General features: G+C 62.0%; 16 protein-coding genes and 1 pseudogene. 3 read left to right on the top strand and 14 right to left on the bottom strand.

What is annotated here, in order from left to right; translation table 11 throughout:
* Positions 1–72: 72 nt before the first annotated feature.
* The 12 genes from HFK74_RS31355 to HFK74_RS31300 form a co-directional block, all read right to left on the bottom strand.
* Complete coding sequence (locus HFK74_RS31355; protein ID WP_180206909.1) at positions 73–795, bottom strand: amino acid ABC transporter ATP-binding protein; 723 nt, start codon at positions 793–795, stop codon at positions 73–75.
* Entirely contained in the window at positions 788–1438 is a 651-nt protein-coding gene (locus HFK74_RS31350) for an amino acid ABC transporter permease (RefSeq protein ID WP_180206908.1), read from the bottom strand. Before HFK74_RS31350 ends, HFK74_RS31355 begins: the two co-directional genes overlap by 8 nt.
* A gap of 10 nt (positions 1439–1448) precedes the next feature.
* Entirely contained in the window at positions 1449–2114 is a 666-nt protein-coding gene (locus tag HFK74_RS31345) for an amino acid ABC transporter permease (RefSeq protein WP_180206907.1), read from the bottom strand.
* A complete protein-coding gene (locus tag HFK74_RS31340; RefSeq protein ID WP_180206906.1) occupies positions 2107–3885 on the bottom strand; it encodes an aconitase X in 1779 nt (592 codons plus the stop codon). The genes HFK74_RS31345 and HFK74_RS31340 overlap by 8 nt, the downstream gene beginning before the upstream one ends.
* Positions 3886–3895: 10 nt before the next feature.
* Positions 3896–4714, bottom strand: coding sequence for a transporter substrate-binding domain-containing protein (locus HFK74_RS31335; protein ID WP_180206905.1), 819 nt, complete (start codon positions 4712–4714; stop codon positions 3896–3898).
* Positions 4715–4943: 229 nt separating this feature from the next.
* Entirely contained in the window at positions 4944–5693 is a 750-nt protein-coding gene (locus HFK74_RS31330) for an AraC family transcriptional regulator (protein WP_180206904.1), read from the bottom strand.
* A gap of 73 nt (positions 5694–5766) precedes the next feature.
* Entirely contained in the window at positions 5767–7023 is a 1257-nt protein-coding gene (locus HFK74_RS31325; RefSeq protein ID WP_180206903.1) for an FAD/NAD(P)-binding oxidoreductase, read from the bottom strand.
* Complete coding sequence (locus HFK74_RS31320; RefSeq protein WP_008059756.1) at positions 7020–7256, bottom strand: 2Fe-2S iron-sulfur cluster-binding protein; 237 nt, start codon at positions 7254–7256, stop codon at positions 7020–7022. Before HFK74_RS31320 ends, HFK74_RS31325 begins: the two co-directional genes overlap by 4 nt.
* The gene (locus HFK74_RS31315) at positions 7249–8364 is read right to left on the bottom strand and encodes an FAD-binding oxidoreductase (RefSeq protein WP_180206902.1); all 1116 of its coding nucleotides are present in this window, start codon (positions 8362–8364) and stop codon (positions 7249–7251) included. The genes HFK74_RS31320 and HFK74_RS31315 overlap by 8 nt, the downstream gene beginning before the upstream one ends.
* Entirely contained in the window at positions 8361–9293 is a 933-nt protein-coding gene (locus tag HFK74_RS31310; protein WP_180206901.1) for a 4-hydroxyproline epimerase, read from the bottom strand. Before HFK74_RS31310 ends, HFK74_RS31315 begins: the two co-directional genes overlap by 4 nt.
* Positions 9294–9407: 114 nt before the next feature.
* The gene (locus tag HFK74_RS31305; protein WP_180206900.1) at positions 9408–10079 is read right to left on the bottom strand and encodes a GntR family transcriptional regulator; all 672 of its coding nucleotides are present in this window, start codon (positions 10077–10079) and stop codon (positions 9408–9410) included.
* Between the two features lie 96 nt (positions 10080–10175).
* Positions 10176–11066, bottom strand: coding sequence for a LysR family transcriptional regulator (locus HFK74_RS31300; protein ID WP_032831601.1), 891 nt, complete (start codon positions 11064–11066; stop codon positions 10176–10178).
* Positions 11067–11233: 167 nt separating this feature from the next.
* Between HFK74_RS31300 and HFK74_RS31295 the strand changes: the two genes are divergently transcribed.
* From HFK74_RS31295 to HFK74_RS31285, 3 genes are all read left to right on the top strand, one after another.
* Positions 11234–12316 carry a 4-oxalomesaconate tautomerase gene (locus HFK74_RS31295; protein WP_180206899.1) on the top strand — a complete coding sequence of 361 codons (1083 nt, stop codon included), beginning with the start codon at positions 11234–11236 and terminating at the stop codon, positions 12314–12316.
* Positions 12317–12489: 173 nt separating this feature from the next.
* Positions 12490–13794: a CitMHS family transporter gene (locus HFK74_RS31290; RefSeq protein WP_180206898.1), complete on the top strand. Its 1305-nt coding sequence runs from the start codon at positions 12490–12492 to the stop codon at positions 13792–13794.
* Between the two features lie 96 nt (positions 13795–13890).
* Entirely contained in the window at positions 13891–15144 is a 1254-nt protein-coding gene (locus tag HFK74_RS31285; RefSeq protein WP_180206897.1) for an OprD family porin, read from the top strand.
* Between the two features lie 90 nt (positions 15145–15234).
* Here HFK74_RS31285 and HFK74_RS31280 read toward each other — a convergent pair whose 3' ends face one another.
* Both HFK74_RS31280 and HFK74_RS33015 read right to left on the bottom strand, forming a co-directional pair.
* Positions 15235–15795, bottom strand: a complete 561-nt coding sequence (locus HFK74_RS31280) for a YSC84-related protein (RefSeq protein WP_180206896.1) — start codon at positions 15793–15795, stop codon at positions 15235–15237.
* Between the two features lie 204 nt (positions 15796–15999).
* Positions 16000–16184 (bottom strand): annotated as a pseudogene (locus tag HFK74_RS33015) (hypothetical protein); the annotation flags it as partial.

Below are 16184 nucleotides of genomic sequence, written 5' to 3'. Positions count from 1 at the left end.
GCGGGCAAGCCCGCTCCTACAGTGATTGCACATTCCTTGTAGGAGCGGGCTTGCCCGCGAAGGGGCCATCCGTTACTTCACCGATTTGAGAAACGCCGCGGTCTCGGCATGCACCGGGTTGCCGATCACCTGATCCGGCGAGCCGATCTCATGCACAAGGCCGTTGCGAAAGAACGCCACGCGATCCGAGACATCGCGGGCAAAGCGTATTTCATGGGTCACCAGGACCATGGTCATGCCGTCCTCGGCAAGCATGCGCATGGTGTCCAGCACCTCACCCACCAACTGCGGATCGAGCGCCGAAGTGGCCTCGTCGAACAGCATGTAGTCCGGCGACATCGCCAGGGCGCGAGCGATGGCCATGCGTTGTTGCTGACCGCCGGACAGTTTGCCGGGGAAGGTCTTGAGTTTGTCGCCCAGGCCCACGTGGGTCAGTTGCCGTACCGCCAGTTCTTCGGCTTGCGCTTTGCTTTTACCCAGCACTTTGCGTGGTGCCAGCATGACGTTTTCCAGCACCGTCAGGTGCGGGAAGGCGTTCCATTGCTGGAACACGATGCCGATTTTCTGTCGCAGGCGGTTAAGGTCGGTGGCGTTGTGATGGACCTCGACGCCGTCGACCCGGATGTTGCCTTTCTGGATCGGTTCCAGGCCGTTGATGCACATCAACAAGGTCGACTTGCCAGAGCCGGAGCCGCCGATGATGGACACCACCTCGCCCTTGCTCACCGTGAGGTTCACGCCCTTGACCACTTCGAGATTGCCGAAGGATTTATGTACGTTGTCGATCTCAATCATTTTCTTGCCACCTTCTTTCCAGACGAGCGCCGAGGCGGGCGACCACCAGGCTCATGACGTAGTAGATAAGACCTGCAATGCACAGCACCACCAGCGGTTCCTGGATGCGGGTCACGATGGTTTGCGAGGCGCGCAGCAGTTCGACGATGCCGATCCACATCACCAGCGCGGTGTCTTTCATCACGCCCAGCACCAGGTTCAGCCAGCCGGGAAAGGCCACGCGCGTGGCCATCGGCAGGACGATCCAGCGCAGGTCCTGCAGGAAGCTCAGGCCCAGCGAGCGACTGGCGCGGCGCACCGTGAACGGCACCGACAGCACGCCGCCGCGCACGATTTCGGTGAAGTACGCAGCGGTGTAGACCCCCAGCACAATGCAACCGACGCTGAAGGCGCTGATGTTCAGGCCGACGATGCTTTTGAGTGAGTTGAACAGGACGAACTGGATCAGCAACGGCACGCTGCGAAACACGTCCAGCACCCAGGCCAGCGGCAGGCTGACCCGTGGGAACAGGGCCCGCAGCAATCCGAACAACAGCCCGGCAACGGAGCCGAGGATGATCGCCCAGAACGTCAATTGCAGCGTGACCCAGGCGCCGTCGAGCAGGAACAACAGGTCATTGGCGGAAAACTCGGTGGAAAACATGCACAGCTCCTCAGTAACGGAACAACCGCCAGGCCATCAGCCGGGCTGCCGCGACGATCGCCTTGGCAATCAGGTAATACAGCACGGCTGCGATGGCGAAGTATTCGAAGGTGCGGAAGGTCTTGACGTTGTATTCCTGAGTCACTCCGGTCAGGTCGTTGTTAAGGCCGACGATGACCCCCAGCGATGTCATCAGCACCGCCCACACCATTTGATTGGTCAGCGGATAGAAGACGATTCGCAGCAGTTGCGGGACGATGATCATGCGGTAGGTCTGGAAGGCACTCATGCCCAGTGAGCGCGCAGCACGCACCTGGGTGTGGGGCACCGCCTTCAGCCCGCCGCGGAAGTTTTCCGCCAGGTAACCGGCGTTGTTGAAGGTGATGCCGGCCAGCAGCGCGAGCCAGGAACTGACATGCAGGCCCAGTGAGCCGAGGCCGAAGTACAGGATGTACACCTGGAACAGCGACGGGGTGTTGCGGGCAATCGATACCCAGCCGTTGCCGATACCGCGCAGCAGCGGGTTCCTAGCTTCGCGCATGACCGTCAGGGCCAGGGCAATCAGTACACCGAAAATCATCGACAGCGCAGCGGTCTCGAACGTGACCCAGGCGCCGCTGAGCATGTCCGGCAGGGCGCGCAGGGCCGCGCGCCATTGGAAGGTGTAATCAAACATGCGAGTGGTTCTCCCTCGGCAAGGCGGGTTGCAACCAGCTCGGCAGACGCCCGCTGGCGGTGGCGGTGCAGGCGGCATCGACGCATTCGGCGAGACTCGCGAAGTGCACGGTGCGCCCCACCAGACCGGGTGCGTAGTGGGCGTACTTGCCCGAGTTGGTCATCAAGGTGGTGGCGACCGGTGGGATCACCGGTTCGCCGAGCATGCACCAGCAGGTGTCGGTCACCAGGGTGGCGCCGAAGGTCTCAATCACAGCGATATGCCCGGCGTCACGGGCCTGTTCCAGCACCGCACGACCGCAGGTGATGGCGAGCACCACCCCGGGGTGTTTGACCCGGCCGCGACACAGCGGTGCCAAGCGGGCGAACTCGCTGAGCGAGAAGTGCGGGTTACCCAGCGAGACCACATCCACGCGGTTGTCCCTGGCGCTGTTGAGCTCACGCCAACTGACGAGCAGGTCCTCCAGGCGGATCGTTGCCACGGGCAGCGGGGTATCCGGTTCCAGCACCTGTGCCGGGTCGAGTGCTTCGGGTGTGACCCCGGCGATGTGGAACAGCGGCGCGGCGGACGTGGTGGCGAACGCCGCGCCGAAGGCTTTCAGATCGTCCAGGTCCGGTTGGTGTTGTTCCAGCCCGAATACCAGCGGGATCCGGCTGCCCGCGAGGGCGCCGATGTGGTAACCGAGCAAGGGGTAGAACGCATCGTCGAGTTCACCCAATCCTGGCAGTTCAACGCGCAGGCGGGCTTTGCGTGGCGCATCCAGATGGCAGCCGATCAGGGGCGCGCGGCCGGTCAGGGCGATGCAGATATCCAGGTAGTCCGGGTATTTCAAGGTTCGCGCGCCGAGCACGCTGTTGGCGTAGACCACCGCGTTGGATTCGGCCCAGACGATCTGCTCGCCGGCTTTCGGTGCGCTGTCGAGCAAGTAGGGCGCACAGGTGAAACTGAGCTGTGCGCCCATCGCCATGTAGGCGTCGCCCAAGGCACTGGCCGGCTCGCCGAGCAGTGGGTCGATGCCCAACTCGCGCCAGCGGCGTTGGTCTACGGATATTGAATTGAGGGTAGTGGGCACCCGAACCTTCGCGCCCCACTGCACCAGTTGTTGGGCAAAACGCAGGCTCGCCGGTCCCGTGTAGATGCAACCGTCGATGTGTGCCTGGGTGACATCTATCAGACGCAGCGCGCCTTGCAGTTCGGCCATGCGCAGGACAACTTGCATGGCCATCTGCGCCGCTTTGCCATGCGCGCCGTCGAGCAGCGCATGGTCGAGTTCGCTGAGTACCATTGACGCGCTGGTTGCATGGGCCTGCATTGGCGTTTCGCAGGGCTGCCAGTTGTCGACGGGTATGTGATCGAACACGGCCAGGCCGGTGCCATCGATTCGGGCGAAGGCCCTGCCGCGCAGGGCGGCAAAGGCCTCCCTGCCGATGCACAGCACCGGCAGGGAACGCTCGAAAATCATCTGTGCCACCAGCACGCCCAAGGTCAGGATCTCATCGGCCTCGGCCAGTACCAGTGCGGCCGGCGCATGACCGTTGCTGATCAGTTCCATCAGCACACTGCTGCCGGTACACGAACCGCGGCCACTGGGAATGGCGAGCACACGACCGGTCAGGTATTCGCCGCTGAGCGGGTGGTGACGGTCGATGATTTCACCCCGCAAGGGGTCGACGCCGCCCCAGAAGCTCAGCCCGACATCGGCAAACAGCAGGGCGCCCTGGGCAGAGCCCGGGACCAGGCGGCGACCCGTCAGAGAAGTGGGCCCAGGCATGCCGGACATCTCAGTAGTAGACCTTTGGCACGGTCAGGTCGGTCGGCGCAATCTCGGTGCCGACCCATTTGGCGTACAACTCCTTGTAACGGCCGTTGCGCACCTGCTGGTTGACGAACAGGTTGAGGTAATTGAGCAGGCCGTACTCGTTGCGTTTGGCCCCCAGGGAGACGTAGTCGATGGTGTAAGGCGCGTTGCCGGCGATCTTCAGGTTTTTGTATTTGCCCGACTTGATCGTCGCGGCGGCCACGGTATTGGTGACCACCGTGGCGTCGATGTGCCCCTGGGCCACTGCCAGCAGGGTGTCGTTTTGCGACTGGTAGGCACGGAAGCTGCCGCTGCCCCATTTCTTCACATCGTTTTCCAGGGCAATGGCTTCAAAGGTGCCGCTGGTATTGCCCAGTGCCTTGCCCTTGATGTCGTCGAAGCTGTTGATGCCGGTGTTGTCGCGGGTCAGCACGACCATCTGGAAGGCGAAGTATGGCACGGTGAGGCCGACGGTCTTGGCCCGTTCGAGGGTGTCGGAGGTCGAGGCGACAATCACGTCGGCCCGCCCGGAGATCAGGGCCGGAATACGGTCCGGGAAGGGTGTTTCGACCACTTCGGCCTCGACCCCGAGGATTTTCGCGAGGTCGTGGCAATAGTCCACGTCGAAACCGGCCGGCGCGTTGCTGGCATCTCGAAAACCCATGGGCGGGAAGTCCAGGGTGACGGCACAGCGCAGCTTGCCGGAACCGATAATGTCGTCGAGCTTGTCGGCGTGCGCGGTGGCGATGAAGGAGGAACTGAGAACAGCGCTGAGGGCTACGGCAAATGCGGGGTTTTTCATAGAGGCCTCGTTATCGAAAGTGCTGTTAGATATCGTATTGGGGATTTCGTATACGATATTAACAATAGCAACGGTTGTGCCGATTTGCCTTTTTCCAGGCAAATATTTTCCAGCCCTTGAGACAGGGCGGTTCAGACGTCGGGAGCAGGGCAACGGCGCCACGGCGCGAGGCTGGCGGGTGTTACAGAAGGGAGCACCCGGTGTGCGAGGCGCCCCTTAAAGGAACATTCTAACGACCACGATCCCGGAACTGGCTGGGCGAAAGGCTGGTGAGGGCACGGAACTGGCGGCTGAATGCACTGTGGTCGGTGTAGCCACAGCGCAGTGCGATTTCGGTGATGGGCAGCTCGGTGTCCAGCAACAGCCGCGTACCTTCTTCGAGCCGGGACTTGTGGATCATCTGCCGTGGGGTGAGCTGGAAGACCCGTTTGCAATGGCGTTCAAGTTGCGCAATCGAAAAGCCTGCGATTGCCGTCAGTTCGGCAAGGCTGATTGGCCGGGCAAAATGGCGACGGATGTGCGCGTCCACCGCTGCCAGTTTCTGGAACGCCGGATGGTTGGACTGGGGCAGTTGCAGGTCGCGGGAGATGCCGGCCAGGCCAACGATCCGCCCTTGTTCATCGCGCAGCGCGAGCTTATGGGTCAGGCACCAGACCGGCTGGTTACCAAAATACAGGTGCAGTTCCAGTTGATCGGCCAATTCGCGGCCGGTGGCCAGCACCCGCCGATCCTGCTCGGTGTAAATCGGGCCAAAGCGCTCCGGGAAGACACGGTCCGCTGTCAGCCCCAACAGTTGCTCACTGTGCTTCAAGCTACAGCGTCGGACCAGGGTCTGGTTGACGAAAACGTAGCGGGCCTCGCTGTCCTTGATGAAAAACACCACGTCCGTCAGGGTATCGAGCAGCGTCGCGATGGCCTGCAAACTGTTCAGCAGCGTCGGCAGGTCGCAGGGTTTGAAGTGATTGAGTGAGGGGAACATGGCAAGGGGGCCTGGTGGCGACTACCGGGACTATAAAGACTCGGCAGCGCCCCCGAAACCCCGGCGCGAGCGTTTACGCCGGCGGCGTGTCATCCAGGCACATCAGGGTTTCGATGCGTGCCGGGTTGAACGGCGGCCGGGGCGCCGAGGGTTGCCAGTCGAACAGATACTGCAAGGCAGCGCCACACACCCGGCCCTGGCAGGCGCCCATGCCGCAGCGACTGGCCAGTTTGGCCTCGCGCCAGTCAGTGTGCCCGGCCAATGCCGCGTAGGGCACGTCTTCGCAACGACAGACCAGCGTGTCGGGTTGCGCCAGCGACTTGAGCTGCGGGTCGAGGCTGAAGGCGCTGTTCAACGCCTTGGCGAAACCCTGCCAGCGCGCCCGGCGTGGCCACAAATCCCGTGCCGCCGCGGTGTTGCCCACGGCCACATGGCCGGCGATTGCTCCTTCGACCAGCGCCAGTTCACTGCCGCCGAAACCGGTGCATTCGCCGGCGGCGTGGTGGTCGGCGCGGCTCGTGGTTTGCCAGGCATCCACGGCAAGCGCCGAGCCATCGAGCGCGCAGCCCAAGGCCTGGCCGAGTTGGGTGTTGGGAATCAGGCCGAAACCACAGGCCAGGCGATCACACGCCAGTTCGACGATTTTGCCCTGATGCCGCAGTCGCACAGCTTCCAGTCGTTCGTCGCCCAAGGCCGCCACGACGTGGGTGCCGGTGCGGTATTGGCGGTCGAACAGACTGAAGGATTGCACCAGCTTGCCCGGCCAGCGCGGCAGTTGCAGGGCGAACCCGGCGACCGCGCCCGCAGAGGCCTGCTCGGCGATGCGCAGCACCTGGGCGCCGTTATGTTTCGCGGTGGCCGCGCTGGCCAGCAACAACGGCCCGCTGCCGGCGATCACCACACGCTCGTCCTGCACCGGCAGGCCGCCCTTGATCAACGCCTGGAGTCCGCCCGCGCCGGTCACCCCTGGCAGTGTCCAGCCGGGGAAGGGCAGCAGCAACTCACGGGCACCGGTGCACAGAATCAGTTGGTCATAGCCGATCAACCAGCCGTGGTCGGCGTCTTCCACCAGCAATTGCCTGGCACCGGCGAGGGCGATCACCCGGGTGCCGGCATGGTGGCGGATATTGTTGTGGGCGTGCAGGCGCTCGCGCATCTGCCGGGCCTGATTCGGCAGGCTGGCCTGGGGCCCGTCGCGCCAGATCTGGCCTCCCGGCAACGGGTTGTCGTCGAGCACCACAATGCGTGCGCCACTGGGTGCCGCGGCGAGGGCGGCACTCATGCCGGCGGGGCCAGCGCCAATGATCAGCAGGTCGGCGTATTCGTTCATGCTCGGGTCTGCACTTGCATGCCCTGCTGGCACAGCGTCTGGCAGGCCAGGCGGCGGCGACCGTCGATGGTCACCCGGCATTCCTGGCAGATGCCCATACCGCACAGTGGTGCACGGCGCTCTCCGCTGACCGAGGTGCGACTGCAACCGTCGCCGGCCAGTGCCAGGGCCGCGGCCACCGTCGTGCCCTCGGCCACCTTCAGGGTGCGGCCGTCCATGATCAAGTCAGGCATATAGGGGCTCTCCCAGAAAGCGTTGCGGCAGATAGGGTTGTGCCGCCAGTGGCGGCGTCTCGTTGAACAATTGCGCGACCAGCAAATCGGCAGTGCCGGGGGCCGTGGTGACTCCGAGCCCCTCATGCCCGACCGCCAGCCACAGGCCTTTGCGTTTGGGATGCTGGCCAACCAGCGGCAGGCCATCGGGGCTGGCGGCGCGAAAACCGGTCCAGGCGCGGATACCATTGAGCTGGGCCAGGCCCGGCATGTATTCGCTGGCGCGCTTGAGCATTTTCGCCAGCATCCAGCTTTCGACCTGCGGGTCGGTGGTGCCGAATTGTCGCGAGGCACCGATGAACAGTTGCCCGGTGGGGCGGGGCTGTATGTTGCAGGCGGTCGACGGTCCCGTGGCGTTGTGGGCGCTGGTGACGTAGCCCAGTTCGACCAGCGTGTGGGTGACCTTGCCGGGGTAGCGGTCTGTGATCAGCAAGTGGCCCTTTTTCGGTTCGATCGGCAGCTCGGGGCACAGGTCATTGGCCTGGATGCCGTTGGCCAATATGACCGCTTCGGCGCTCAGCCACTGGCCATCCTCGAGTCGCACGCGGTTGCCATCGACCTCGCTGACCCGTGCCCGTCGTTGTTCGATGCCAGGGGTGTCGAGCATCCAGTTGGCGGTCGCCGGGGCGTAGAGAATGCCGTCGCCGTTGATCAATAAACCGCCTTCGAGGCCGTCGTGCAGCTCGGGCTCACGGGTACGCAGGGCGTTGCGGGCGATCAACTCGCAGGCAATGCCCTGGGCCTGCAGGTTCAGGTATTTGCTGCGGGCCACTTCCATTTCTTCGGCATTGGCCGCCAGCCACAATGTGCCGTTGCAGCGGTAGGCGCAGCTGTCGGGCAGTTGAGGTGCCTGTTCGCGCCAGCGTTGCAGCGAGTATTGGCTGAGGGCCAGTTCGGCCACATTGTCATCCAGCACCAGCAAGTGGCCCATGCCGGCGGCCGTCGCGCCGTGCAGGCCCGAGTCCAGCACCAGCACGCGCAAGCCGCGCCGGGCCAGCGCCTGGGCGCAGGCGGCGCCGATGATACCGGCACCGATCACGATCACATCGGCCACCAGGCCCTGGTTCATGGGCGAATGCCCCAGGCAAACGGGTCGTCCTGTTCAATGATCAGGCTGGCCTCGGCACTGATGAAGGCGCGACCGCGAATGGTCGGTACGATGCGCTCGCCCTGCCGTTCGTAGGAGCCTTCGAACTCGCTGCCGATCACGCTGGCCTGGCGCCAGATCTGTCCCGGTTGCAATTTGTCGTCGGCCGCCAGGCACGCCAGCTTGGCACTGGTGCCGGTGCCGCAGGGCGAACGGTCATAGGCCTTGCCGGGGCAGAGTACAAAGTTGCGGCTGTCGGCCCGGGCGTCATCGGCGAAGAGTTCGACGTGGTCGATCAACCCGCCGTCTTCGCCGCGTATCCCCTGAACGTCCAGTGCCTGCTGCACGGCGTAGGTGTAAGCGGTCAACGCCTCGAGGTTGTCATTGGCGATGCGCAGGCCATGTTCGGCGATCAGGAAAAACCAGTTGCCACCCCAGGCGATATCACCGACCACCTGGCCGATCCCCGGCACCTGCAATGCCACGGCTTTGCGATAACGGTAGGCCGGCACGTTGCGCACGCTGACAGAATAGTCGTCGTGCAAGGTGGCTTGCACCGTACCGACCGGCGTTTCGATGCTGTGCACGCCCGGGCCGATCTTGCCCAGGTGCGCCAGCGAGGCCACCAGGCCAATGGTGCCGTGGCCGCACATGCCCAGGTAGCCGGTGTTATTGAAGAAAATCACCCCGGCGCAGGCGGCGGGGTCCACCGGTTCGCACAACAGCGCGCCGACCAGCACGTCGCTGCCCCGTGGTTCCAGCACGCAGGCGGCGCGCCATTGATCATGGTCTGCAGCCAGCCGCCGAAGCCGTTCGGCCATGCTGCCGGTGCCCAGGTCGGGAAAGCCGGCGGTCACCAGGCGGGTGGGTTCGCCGCCAGTGTGGGAGTCGATCACGGTGATGCGTTTCATGACAGGGCCACGTCCGTTCAGATGAGTGAACGCAAGAGTGGCCCGTGCGAGGGGATGCCGGCTTGATGGTTTTATCTTGCGCCGATGACGAAATCGGCACAGTAGATCGGACTGTCAATGGTGGTGCGGCAGATGCTCGAACAAAGTCTTGCAGACCCCGGCGATGTGTTCGTCGAGCAGCTTCACCGCCCGGTCGACGTCACCGGCGCGGCAGGCTTCGACGATCTCCCGGTGCTCGTGGTCGGCCCGCTCCTTACCGGCGGAAAGGCTCATCTGCATCCGCAGGTAACGTTCCAGCTTGTCGTTGACCGAACGGATCAGGCTCACCAGGAATGGACGTTGCGCCGGCTCGTAGAGACAGGCGTGCAGTTCCCAGTTGAGCTCGGCCCAGCGGCCCACGTCATCTTCACCGACGAATTCCTGGCAAATGCTTTCGGCGCGGGCGAAGGTGGCTTCGGTCATGTTGGGGATGGCCAGGCGCAGCACCTTGTCTTCGAGCAACATGCGCACTTCGAACATCTGTGCCAGTTCGGCATCGGACACCCGCGTGACCATTGCCCCGCGATTGCGCTGGAACATCACCAGGCCTTCGGCTTCCAGGCGCTTGAGGGCCTCGCGGACCGGGATCTTGCTGACATTGAATTGCCGGGCGATGTCGTCCTGGCGAATAGGCTCGTCTTCGGCGAAGTGCCCGGCGACGATGGCGTCACGCAGGTGGCGGGTGATGATTTCCGATGTCGAAGGCGCATTGCCCAGGTCGGGAGCGTTGAATTTGGGTGGGTTCACGGCGGCGGTCGTTCGGATTGAGTTAGAGATATGGTATACGAATTTTGTCGACCAAGACGTCGACTATGCGCACCGGATGGGTATCGCTGATTGAGCTCATTGCTCCCACTGCTCCAGCAGTATCGAGACGAATTTTTCCGCTGCCGGAGACAGTGAGGCGCCTCGTCGGTACACCAGTCCCAACGATCGGTTCACAATTGGCTCGATCAAGGGGACGCTGACCAACGTTGGATGATCCACAGCCGGCATTGCAAGGCTCGGCATTGCCGAAACGCCTAATCCGGCTTCTACCAGCCCCAGCGACGTAGACAGGTGTTGCACCTCATAGAACCACTGCGGACGCCAGCTCAAGCCTGACAAGGCATGGTCAAGCAACATGCGGTTGCCGCTCAGGCGGCCGACCCCGATAAGTCGGTAATTGCTGAGTTCAGACCAGGTGACCGAGCTGCGTTCGGCCAACTCGTGATCGCGTCGACACGCCAAGACAAAAGGCTCGTTGACCAACGGCACGAACTCGATGTCCGGGTGCTGGCCGCTCATCATGTTGATGCCAAAGTCGGCTTCGCCACGCAGGACAGCCTCCAGCCCTTCGTTCGCACTCAGGTCGAGCAAGCGAATGCGGATTTGTGGATAGCGCTCGTTGTAGAGGCGGATGACCGAAGGGAGGAAGTAGAAGGCGGCGGTCGGGATGCAGGCAAGGGTGACGCGGCCGCTCTGGCGCTCCGCCAGCTCCCGGATGTTAAGTATCGAGTCGTCGAAGTCATCCAGTAAACGTCGTGCCTTGGGCAGGAAGTCTCGCCCGACGCTGGTGAGGCTAACCCTTCTTGTCGTGCGATCAAGGAGGGCGGTTCCCAACCCCTCTTCAAGCTTTTTCATTCTGCGACTCAACGCGGGTTGAGAGAGATGCAAGGCATCGGCAGCCTCGTGGAAGCTCCCAAGTTCTGCGATCTTCACGAAAGATCGGATGTCATTGAGCTCATAATTCAATTGTTTTATCTCAGCAGACGAGGGTGATCCGGCGAAATCATCCTAAATTTATCATTCGTCAAACGCAATAATCAGGCTGATATTTGCATTGGAAACAATTTTCAAAGCCTGCGACTCTTGCTCACAAGACATCAATTGCTCCGATTGATCAACAAGAGTCAGTATTCATGCAACGAATTCCCTGTGTGCTAATGCGCGGTGGTACTTCCAAGGGCCCGGTGTTTCTCGCCTGGGATCTACCGGTTGCGATCGCAGAACGTGACGAACTGCTGCTCAACCTGATGGGTTCTGGCCATGAGCTGGAAATTGACGGCATCGGTGGCGGCAGCCCGCAAACCAGCAAGGTGGCGATCGTCAGCCCATCGCTGCATCCCGATGCGGATGTCGACTATCTGTTCGTTCAAGTCATGGTCTCCCAGCGTCGAGTCGACACCGCGCCCAATTGCGGCAACATGCTCTGCGCGGTTGGCCCGTTCGCCATCGAGCAGGGGCTGGTCAAGGCGGGCAACGGATTGACCCGGGTGCGTATTCGCAACCTCAACACCGGCACCTTCGTCACCTCGGACGTGCACACGCCCAACGGCAAAGTCAGCTACGAGGGCGACACGGTCATCGATGGCGTGCCTGGCAGTGCGGCACCCGTGCAGTTGACCTTCCTTGACGCTGCCGGCAGCAAGACCGGTAAATTGTTCCCGACCGGCAACACCCTGGATGTGTTCGATGGGGTGCCTGTTACCTGCATCGACATGGCCATGCCGATGCTGATCATCGAGGCCCGTCATCTGCACAAACGCGGCGATGAAACCCCGGCCGAGCTGGACGCCGACAAGGATTTTCTGTGCCAGCTCGAAGCCTTGCGGTTGCAGGCCGGCAAGGCGATGGGGCTGGGCGATGTCAGCGACAAGGTCATCCCCAAACCGGTGCTGGTTTCGCCGGCCAAGGCGGGTGGCACCTTGCAGGTTCGCTACTTCATGCCCCACAACTGCCATCGCGCGCTGGCCATTACCGGCTCCATCGGGGTGGCGACTGCCTGTGTCAGCGAGGGCAGCGTAGTGGCCCGGATGCTCGGCAACACCGCGGGTCCGCGCCTGCAACAGGTGCGAATCGAGCACCCGAGTGGCGGCATCGATGTCGTGTTGTCCTACGTCGGCGATAACGGGCAGACCATCCGCGCCTCGGTGGTGCGTACGGCACGACGACTGTTCTCCGGTTTCGTCTACGCGCCGATTTCCCAGCGACTCGCCGGGTAGTGATCTGACGGTGCCTGCGTTTTTGTATCAGCACAATTTTAACAATGGGTGATGCCATGAAACCCGCTCGTCATTACCCACCACCGGACATAGCGGACAGCAACGTCTGGTAGTCTCGGGGTCGTTCGCCTGTGCGTCGGCCTCGCCATTAATAACAACAAGAGAGATGCCCTATGCTCGCCTTACTCGGCCTGGCCATGGTGGTAGTGTTCACCTACCTGATCATGTCCAAGCGTTTGTCGCCAATCGTTGCGTTGACCGTTGTGCCGATCGTCTTTGCCCTGATCGGCGGTTTTGGCGGGACCACCGGGAAAATGATGCTCGACGGCCTGAAAATGGTCGCGCCGTCGGCCGCGCTGCTGCTGTTCGCGATCCTGTTTTTCGGCTTGATGATCGACTCGGGACTGTTCGATCCGCTGATCCGCAAAATCCTCAAGCGGGTAAATGGCGACCCGATGAAAATCGCCATCGGCACCGCACTGTTGTCGTTGACTGTCGCGCTGGATGGCGATGGCACGACCACCTACATGATCACCTGTGCGGCGATGCTGCCGTTGTACAAGCGCATCGGCATGAATCCGATGATCCTGGCAACGATTTCCATGCTGTCGCTGAGCATCATGAGCGGTTTGAGCCCTTGGGGCGGTCCGGCCACCCGGGCGATTGCCGCGCTGGGGGTGGATGCCGGGGAATACTTCATCCCGTTATTGCCGACCATGATCGGCGGTGCCGCCTGGGTGGTGTTCACGGCATTTTTGCTGGGTCGCGCCGAGCGCAAGCGAATCGGCAATACGCAGCTGCAGAGCGGCGGCGGTGATTGCTACATCAAGGCCATTCTTGAAGACACGCCGTACAAGCGCCCGAAGCTGGCCTATGTGAACCTGCTGTTGGTGATCGGAGTGATGATTGCGCTGGTGATGGGGTTGGCCCATTCGGCGATTTTGTTCCTGATCGGTTTTGTCCTGGCGCTGATGATCAACTACCCGCAGCTGGACATTCAAAAGGAACGCATCCTCGCCCATTCCGGCAACGCCATGACCGTGGTACTGCTGGTGTTCGCAGCCGGTGTCTTCGCCGGGATATTCTCCGGCACGAAAATGGTCGATGCACTGGCACAGACATTGGTGGAGTGGATTCCACCGTCCTGGGGGCACCTGTTCCCGCTGGTGGTGGCTATTACCAGCATGCCGCTGACGTTCGTGCTGTCCAACGATGCCTACTACTTCGGCGTGGTACCGATCCTCGCCAATGCAGCTGCCGCCTACGGTATTGACCCGGTGGAAATTGCCAGGGCATCGGTCCTGGGTCAGCCGGTGCACTTGATGAGCCCGCTGGTGGCTTCGACCTTGTTGCTGGTCGGGATGGTCGATCGCGACATTGGCGACTTCCAGCGCGCCACCGTGAAATGGGCAGTGCTCACTTCTCTGGTGATCACCGCTTTAGCCCTGCTGACCGGTGCCTTGACGCTGTTCGCCTGATTCACCCCTGACTCACCTCTAGACGCCTTTCACGCGCCGACTGCCGGCGCGCGGATACCTGCATCCTGAAAAACAACAACAAGAGAGTAGTTCGACATGCCCCATTCTCTGATCAGCAGGGCGCTTTTACCTCTCCTGGGGGTATTACCGATTGCCGCTGTCGATGCGAGCGATTTCATCGCCGACAGCAAACTGAAGTTGCAGCTGCGCAATGTGTACTTCAATGAAAACTTTCGCGATGAACATGGATTGAGTGCCCGTGCGGCGAGCACTGCCAAAAGTGAGCGTACCGAGTGGGCGCAGGGCTTCCTGCTGGACTATCAGTCGGGGTTTACCCCGGGGACATTGGGCGTGGGTGTTGATGCGTTGGGCTTGCTGGGGGTAAGGCTGGACTCGGGGCGTGGCCGCAGCGGTACCGGGCTGCTGCCGGTGCACGACGATGGACGCGCCGCCGATGAGTTCTCCAGTGCGGGCGCCACGGCGAAGATCAAGCTGGCCAAGACCACCCTCAGGTACGGAACCCTGCTACCCAAGACGCCAGTACTGATCTACAACGATGCACGCCTGTTACCGCAGACCTATGAGGGTGGCCAGGTCACCAGCCTGGATATCGACAATCTGACCCTGACTGGCGGCCGTCTGGATCGGTTCAAGCAGCGTGATTCCACCGACAGCGTCCCGATCATTCCTGATGGCTATTCGGGCGACAGGGGCGGGGATTTCACCTATGCCGGCGCCGATTACAAGCTCGGCAAGAACACGCGCCTCAGCTACTTCCACGGCGAGCTGGAAAATTTCTATCGCCAGGACTTCGCCGGCATCCAGCACGATGTAGCGTTGGGCCGCGGGACCCTGACGGCCGACCTGCGCTATTTCAACAGCCATGACGCGGGCCGCGCCTATGCCTCGAAGATCGACAACGACATGCTCAGTGCCCTGGTGTCCTACACGGTGGCGGGGCACACAGTGGGCGGTGGTTATCAAACCCTCAGCGGCGATGCCGGGCTGCCCTACATCAGCGGTGCCACGGTTTACTCGTTCAGCAACGCCGGGATCGGCAAGTTCATCGAGGAGGACGAGAAAACCTGGATGCTCAGCTACGGTTATGACTTTGCGCCGATGGGTGTGCCAGGCCTGACGTTCATGACCCGTTACCTGAAGGGCAACGATGGCAAGTCCGACACCCACATCAAAGAATCCGAGCGTGACACCGAACTGGCTTACGTGGTCCAGAGCGGTGCTTTCAAAGGCGTGGGGGTAAAGCTGCGCAACTATGTCTACCGCGCGGACTTCGCACGTGGGCGCGACAGCAATCGCATTTATTTCACCTACGATATGGCGCTCTGGTAAGCAGGCCTTGATGTCATGGCGTGGCAGCCTTGCCTGATACGTAGGCACAGGCTGCCATTGCTTGCCCGACGATCAACTGAACGGCCGGCTCTAGCGTTTGATCAGGGAAATCTTCGTGCCTTCGATGCTGATCCCGGCCATCAGTCCTTGCTGGTCGAAGATGAACGCGTAGGCGTCGTCCTTGAGCGTCGAGCTGGACAGGTTCTTCGCAACCCCTTCATCCACCACTACCACCGTTGGCCCTACACCGATTTCCCAGCCTTTGGTTTCAGTGATGTACTTCACCGCTTTGTCGGTCATCAGGAAAACCACATAGCCATAGGACTGGGCGCCAGCCTGCAATCCCCAGGAGCCGCTGACGGAGTTGTAATAGTCCTGGACTTTCGTGCCCTTCATCAAGACGCCTTCACCGTAGCTGCCGCCGAATACCAGGCCGGCCTTGATGATTTTCGGGAAGACCAGCACGGCCTTGGCCTGGTGCGAGATGGTTTCGGAGAAGGGATTGGTCTTGTAGAGCGTCTGCAACGCTTGCCGGGAGTCGGCATTGAGATCCTCGGCGGTGGCGGCGCCTGCCGTGTTCAGGAAACTGGCCGATGCCAATGCAGCTACTGCGAGCAAGGCCGTCAGGAAGAACCGTATGGATTGAGTCATTTGCGTACTCCGATGAGGGAGCATTGGATGGCAGCAGCAGTCGGCACCTGCGTCAGGCAGGACCCGAGCTTACTGAAGGTTATCCGGCGCGCCCTGGAATGTGTGGATAGCAAGCGTCGCGGCTGAATCAAGCAGGCCTGCGGCCCGTGATCAGTTGCGATGCCATCACTGGTTGTGACCACCGTGTGTTGGACGCGTTCAGCGTTAGTGTTCGATGGTACCCCTGTAGGAGCCAGCGGTGCGGCGATCCGACTTGCCGGCGAAGAACGGTAACGCGGTACGACAGATACACCGCAGCGTCTGGTTCGCCTGTAGGAGCGAGGCTTGCCCGCGAAGAACGATGACGCGGTGCAGCAGACACACCGCAGCGTCTGGTTCGCCGGCAAGCC

The organism is Pseudomonas sp. SbOxS1 (assembly GCF_013416725.1).
In the GTDB taxonomy this organism is placed as follows: Bacteria; Pseudomonadota; Gammaproteobacteria; order Pseudomonadales; family Pseudomonadaceae; genus Aquipseudomonas.
Note: the sequence above shows the minus strand (reverse complement) of the source record. Positions and strands in the feature narration are given on the sequence as shown.